The following is a 6,262-nucleotide window of genomic DNA, read 5'->3' as shown; positions in this document are numbered from 1 at the left end:
GAGTGGGACTCCTAGCAAGTCTCCTGACCCTAGCAATTTTATATTTGATGTAAGAATGGCACCCTGATGTTTCAGGGTGTTTTTGCATTCTAAAAAATATTGGTCAATTAAAGTCAAATATCTTGACCTTTTCTGACTAATGTAGTATATTATGAACGTAAGGTAAATGAAAGCCTTACTAGAACACTTATGCTCAATGAAAATCAAGAGCAAACTAGGAAACTAACCGCAGGATGCTCAAAGCACAGCTTAGAGGTTGTGGATAAGACTGACGAAGTCAGCTCAAAACACTGTTTTGAGGTCACAGATAGAACTGACGTGATTTGAAGAGATTTTCGAAGAGTATAAAAAATATTGGTCAATTAAAGTCAAATTTCTTGACTAAAAGTGACCAAAGTGATATACTAAGAACATAAGGATAATGAAAGTCCTTAGAAAACCTTGATTTTAAGGTGATTGTATATACTATCTTAAGATCAAAGTATGGGTAAAACCTAGAAAAGAGGTACAACCTATGGTTAACATTAGTATTTTTAGAAGTCCAATCGAAAAACCTGTATTGGATAAAGAAAAACCTGAAATTATACGTAGAGTAGTAAATAGCTAGTCTAAATTTTTTGAAACAAAGGTCAAAGATAGTCAATATCAGTAATAATAACGAAGTAAAACAAAAAGAGGTAAAGAATATGAACAACAACTTTAATAATTTTAACAACATGGATGATTTATTTAACCAATTGATGGGTGGTATGCGTGGATATAGTTCAGAAAATCGTCGTTACTTGATTAACGGCCGTGAAGTAACGCCTGAAGAATTCGCTATTTACCGTCAAACTGGTCAACTTCCAAGCGAAGGAAGTGAGCAAGCTCAGTACGTTCAAGGTAAAGGTATGAAACAAGACGGTGTCCTTGCTAAACTAGGTCGAAACTTGACTGCAGAAGCGCGTGAGGGCAAGTTGGATCCTGTTATCGGACGAAACAAGGAAATTCAAGAAGCGTCTGAAATTCTTTCACGCCGTACCAAGAATAATCCTGTTTTGGTCGGAGATGCAGGTGTTGGTAAGACAGCAGTTGTCGAAGGCCTAGCACAAGCGATTGTGAACGGAGATGTCCCAGCCGCTATTAAGAATAAGGAAATTATTTCAATTGACATCTCAGGTCTTGAGGCTGGGACTCAATACCGTGGTAGCTTTGAAGAAAACGTTCAAAACTTAGTCAATGAAGTAAAAGAAGCGGGAAATATCATTCTCTTCTTTGATGAAATTCACCAAATTCTTGGTGCTGGTAGCACAGGTGATGGTCAAGGGTCTAAAGGTCTTGCTGATATCTTGAAACCAGCTCTTTCACGTGGAGAATTGACAGTGATTGGTGCAACTACTCAAGATGAATACCGTAATACTATCTTGAAAAATGCAGCCCTTGCTCGTCGTTTCAACGAAGTCAAGGTCAATGCTCCTTCAGCAGAGGATACTTTTAAAATCCTTCAAGGAATTCGTGACCTCTATCAACAACACCACAATGTCATTTTGCCAGACGAAGTCTTAAAAGCTGCCGTTGATTACTCTGTTCAATATATTCCACAACGTAGCTTGCCAGATAAGGCTATCGACCTTGTCGATGTTACGGCGGCTCACTTGGCAGCTCAGCATCCTGTAACAGATGTGCATGCTGTTGAACGTGAAATTGAGGTAGAAAAAGACAAGCAAGAAAAAGCTGTTGAGTCAGAAGATTTTGAAGCAGCTCTAAACTATAAAACACGCATCGCAGAATTGGAAAAGAAAATCGAAAACCACACAGAAGATATGAAAGTGACTGCAAGTGTCAACGATGTGGCTGAATCTGTAGAACGAATGACCGGTATTCCAGTATCTCAAATGGGGGCTACGGACATCGAACGTTTGAAAGATATGGGTCATCGTTTGCAGACGAAAGTTATTGGTCAAGATAAGGCCGTTGAAGCAGTAGCAAAAGCTATCCGTCGTAACCGTGCTGGTTTTGATGAAGGTAACCGTCCAATCGGTAGCTTCCTCTTTGTAGGTCCTACTGGTGTTGGTAAGACTGAGTTGGCTAAACAATTGGCGCTTGATATGTTTGGAACCAAGGATGCGATCATCCGTTTGGATATGTCTGAATACAGCGACCGCACAGCCGTATCTAAATTGATTGGTACAACTGCAGGTTATGTTGGTTACGATGACAACAACAATACCTTGACAGAACGCGTCCGTCGCAATCCATACTCAATCGTCCTTCTCGACGAAATTGAAAAGGCTGACCCTCAAGTCATCACCCTTCTCCTTCAAGTTTTGGATGATGGTCGTTTGACAGATGGTCAAGGTAACACTGTCAACTTCAAGAATACGGTGATTATCGCAACTTCAAACGCAGGCTTTGGTTACGAAGCTAACTTGACAGAAGATGCTGATAAACCAGAATTGATTGATCGTTTGAAACCTTACTTCCGTCCAGAATTCCTTAACCGTTTCAATGCTGTCATCGAATTCTCACACTTGAGCAAAGAAGATCTTTCTAAGATTGTAGACCTTATGTTGGTTGAAGTTAACAAGACGCTTTCTAAGAAAGACATTGACTTGGCAGTGAGCGAAGCTGCTAAAGAATACATGACTGAGGAAGGCTACGATGAAGTCATGGGTGTTCGTCCACTCCGTCGTGTGGTTGAACAACAAATCCGTGACAAAGTCACAGACTTCCACTTGGATAACCTTGATGCTAAACACCTAGAAGCTGACATGGAAGATGGTGTTTTGGTCATTCGTGAAAAAGCCTAAGACAAAATTTTGAGAATAAAAAAGAAGGAGCCAGCTGAAAAAAACTGGTTCCTTTTTACGTTTAGATCACATGACGCTCAAAGGCATCATCTGAAATCCCTTGTTCTAGAATAAGTTTTGCCCATTCTTTAGCAGAAAAGAGGCTGTGATCCTTATAGTTACCGCAAGATTCGATGGTTGTTCCAGGGACATCTTCCCAAGTAGTAGTCTCAGCGATTTCTTTGAGCGAATCCTTGATAACAGCCGCAATTTCAGCACTGGTATGACGCCCCCACATAATCATGTGGAAACCAGTACGGCAGCCAAATGGTGAACAGTCAATCATACCGTCAATGCGGGTACGGATGAGTTTGGCTAAGAGGTGTTCGATAGTGTGAAGGCCAGCGGTAGGGATTGAGTCTTCGTTTGGTTGTACCAAGCGAATATCAAAATTGGAGATAACATCTCCCTTTGGCCCTGTTTCTTCCCCAATCAAGCGAACATAGGGTGCTTTAACAATGGTGTGGTCAAGTTCAAAACTTTCAACAATAACTTCTTTTGACATGGTAAATCCTTTCAGTTTTCTTCTTTCATTATACCATAAAGCCGGCTCCTGAGACAGAGAGAAAACCTCTCCGAGTGTGGAGAGGTTGAAATCTTTATTTACGATACAAGCGGTCGTATTGGTAGTATGGGTCAAAGGTTACGTTGATACCCAGTTTACAGGACATTCTTGTCTTCATCGGTCAAGATGATGGTTGAGTGAGCTTCACTTCCTTTGAGGTTACCAAGTTCTTCCATAGCACGAGCAGCATCAGGATTTTCTGTAGCTGTGATAGCAAGTGCAATCAGGATTTCATTTGAATGAAGGCGTGGATTGCGGCTACCGAGATGATCGATTTTAAGACCTTGGATTGGCTTAACGACTTCAGGCTCGATGAGTTTTACTTCCTTGGCAATGTTAGCTGATTTCTTGATGGCGTTGATAAGAGCAGCTGCTGTAGGGCCAAAGAGTTCGGAGTTCTTACCTGTGACGATTTCCCCATTTGGCAATTCAAGGGCTAGGGCTGGTCCACCAGTTTCTTCTGCTTTTTGACGTGCAACGACAGCAACCTTACGGTCTGCAGGTGTGATGCCGAGGTCGTTCATGAGCAACTCAATTTTCTTGACAGCAGATTCGCCCACTTTTTCGGCTTTGAAATCAAGAACAGTCTGATAGTAGCGACGGATGATTTCTTGTTTAGAGGCTTCGATAGCAGCCTCGTCATCAGTAATAGCAAAACCAACCATGTTGACTCCCATATCTGTTGGTGAAGCGTATGGAGATTCACCAAGGATGCGTTCCAACATACGTTTGAGCACTGGGAAGATTTCGATATCACGGTTGTAGTTGACAGTGGTTTCTCCATAGGTTTGGAGATGGAAGGGGTCAATCATGTTGACATCGTCAAGATCAGCTGTGGCAGCCTCGTAGGCCAAATTGACTGGGTGATGAAGGGGAAGATTCCAAACTGGGAAGGTTTCAAATTTAGCGTAGCCAGACTTGATGCCATTGATTTGGTCGTGGTACATATTGGACATACAGGTTGCCAATTTTCCAGAACCAGGTCCAGGAGCGGTTACGACAATCAAGTTACGACTGGTTTTGATGTAGTCATTTTTTCCCCATACCTTCAGGAGAAATAATGTGGTCCATATCCGTCGGATATCCTTTGATTGGATAATGAAGATAAGAATCAATTCCATTTTTCTCAAGCTGATTGCGGAAGGCATCTGCAGCAGGTTGACCAGCGTACTGTGTGATGACAACGGAGCCAACAAAAATTCCTAATTCATTGAATTTGTCAATCAAACGAAGAACTTCTTGGTCATAAGAAATGCCCAAGTCACCACGTGCTTTGGAATGTTCGATGTTGCTAGCATTAATGGCAATTACAACTTCAACTTGCTCTTTCAATTCTTGTAAGAGCTTGATTTTGTTGTCAGGCTCATAGCCAGGAAGCACACGAGCAGCGTGGAAATCTTCTAGCATTTTGCCACCAAACTCCAAGTAGAGCTTGCCGTCAAATTGGTTAATGCGCTCTAAAATGTGGTCGCGCTGTAGATTCAAATATTGTTCAGAACTAAAAGCTTGTTTTTTCATTTTTTACCTCTGACCTCTATTATAATAAAAAATTGGAAGTTAGGAAACTATGGAGTTAAAAAGGAAGTAAAAAGATTGGGCAAACGCTTGCATAAAACTATGAAAAGCGCTATCATAGACTGTAGATTATGAAAATAATGAGGTAAGAAGATGCAAGAAAAATGGTGGCACAATGCCGTAGTCTATCAAGTCTATCCTAAGAGCTTTATGGATAGCAACGGAGATGGAATTGGTGATTTGCCAGGTATTACCAGTAAGTTAGACTATCTAGCCAAGTTAGGAATTACAGCTATTTGGCTTTCTCCCGTTTATGATAGTCCTATGGATGATAATGGATATGATATTGCTGATTATCAAGCGATTGCAGCTATTTTCGGAACCATGGAGGACATGGACCAACTAATTGCGGAAGCTAAGAAGCGTGATATTCGTATCATCATGGACTTGGTGGTCAATCATACCTCAGATGAACATGCTTGGTTTGTCGAGGCCTGTGAAAATCCTGACAGCCCTGAGCGAGACTACTATATCTGGCGCGATGAACCCAACGACCTAGATTCTATTTTTAGCGGATCTGCTTGGGAATACGATGAAAAGTCAGATCAATACTATCTCCACTTTTTCAGTAAAAAACAGCCCGATCTCAACTGGGAAAATGAAAAACTTCGTCAGAAAATTTATGAGATGATGAACTTCTGGATTGATAAAGGCATTGGTGGTTTCCGCATGGATGTTATTGACATGATTGGCAAAATTCCTGATGAGAAGGTAGTCAATAATGGTCCTATGCTCCATCCCTATCTCAAGGAGATGAATCAAGCGACCTTTGGAGATAAGAATCTCTTGACGGTAGGGGAGACCTGGGGGGCAACGCCAGAGATTGCCAAGCTCTACTCGGATCCAAAGGGGCAAGAATTGTCTATGGTCTTCCAGTTCGAACACATCGGTCTTCAGTATCAGGAAGGTCAGCCTAAATGGCACTATCAAAAAGAGCTGAATATCGCTAAGTTAAAAGAAATCTTCAACAAATGGCAGACAGAGTTAGGAGTTGAGGACGGTTGGAATTCCCTCTTCTGGAACAATCATGACCTCCCTCGTATCGTCTCAATCTGGGGAAATGACCAAGAATACCGCGAAAAATCTGCCAAAGCCTTTGCAATCTTGCTTCATCTTATGAGAGGAACTCCTTATATCTACCAAGGTGAGGAGATTGGGATGACCAACTATCCGTTTGAAACGCTGGACCAAGTAGAAGATATTGAATCTCTTAACTATGCGCGTGAGGCTCTTGAAAAAGGTGTTCCGCTGGAAGAAATTATGGACAGTATCCGTGTCATTGGACGTGACAATG

The 6,262-nt window shown here is 41.6% G+C and carries 4 protein-coding genes and 1 pseudogene; 3 read left to right on the top strand and 2 right to left on the bottom strand.

Going from position 1 to position 6,262, the window contains the following annotated elements; translation table 11 throughout:
* The first annotated feature begins 189 nt into the window (after nt 1–189).
* Together SMIDD26_RS12330 and SMIDD26_RS08570 are read left to right on the top strand one after the other, a co-directional pair.
* A complete protein-coding gene (locus SMIDD26_RS12330) occupies nt 190–327 on the top strand; it encodes a hypothetical protein (protein WP_167747505.1) in 138 nt (45 codons plus the stop codon).
* 359 nt (nt 328–686) lie between these two features.
* On the top strand, nt 687–2,789 hold the full coding sequence (locus SMIDD26_RS08570) for an AAA family ATPase (RefSeq protein WP_061439832.1): 2,103 nt from the start codon (nt 687–689) through the stop codon (nt 2,787–2,789).
* Nucleotides 2,790–2,850: 61 nt separating this feature from the next.
* Here the strand turns inward: SMIDD26_RS08570 and SMIDD26_RS08565 are convergent, their stop codons facing one another.
* Both SMIDD26_RS08565 and SMIDD26_RS08560 read right to left on the bottom strand, forming a co-directional pair.
* Nucleotides 2,851–3,333: an S-ribosylhomocysteine lyase gene (locus SMIDD26_RS08565; protein WP_000032557.1), complete on the bottom strand. Its 483-nt coding sequence runs from the start codon at nt 3,331–3,333 to the stop codon at nt 2,851–2,853.
* A gap of 94 nt (nt 3,334–3,427) precedes the next feature.
* Nucleotides 3,428–4,911 (bottom strand): annotated as a pseudogene (locus SMIDD26_RS08560) (DUF1846 domain-containing protein).
* Between the two features lie 150 nt (nt 4,912–5,061).
* Here SMIDD26_RS08560 and dexB point away from each other — a divergent pair.
* On the top strand, nt 5,062–6,262 hold a 1,201-nt coding region (gene dexB, locus SMIDD26_RS08555), incomplete at its 3' end, for a glucan 1,6-alpha-glucosidase DexB (protein ID WP_061439831.1).

The organism is Streptococcus mitis, assembly GCF_001579035.1.
In the GTDB taxonomy this organism is placed as follows: domain Bacteria; phylum Bacillota; class Bacilli; order Lactobacillales; family Streptococcaceae; genus Streptococcus; species Streptococcus mitis_J.
The sequence above is the reverse complement of the archived record's forward strand: the minus strand, read 5'-3'. Positions and strand labels throughout refer to the sequence as shown.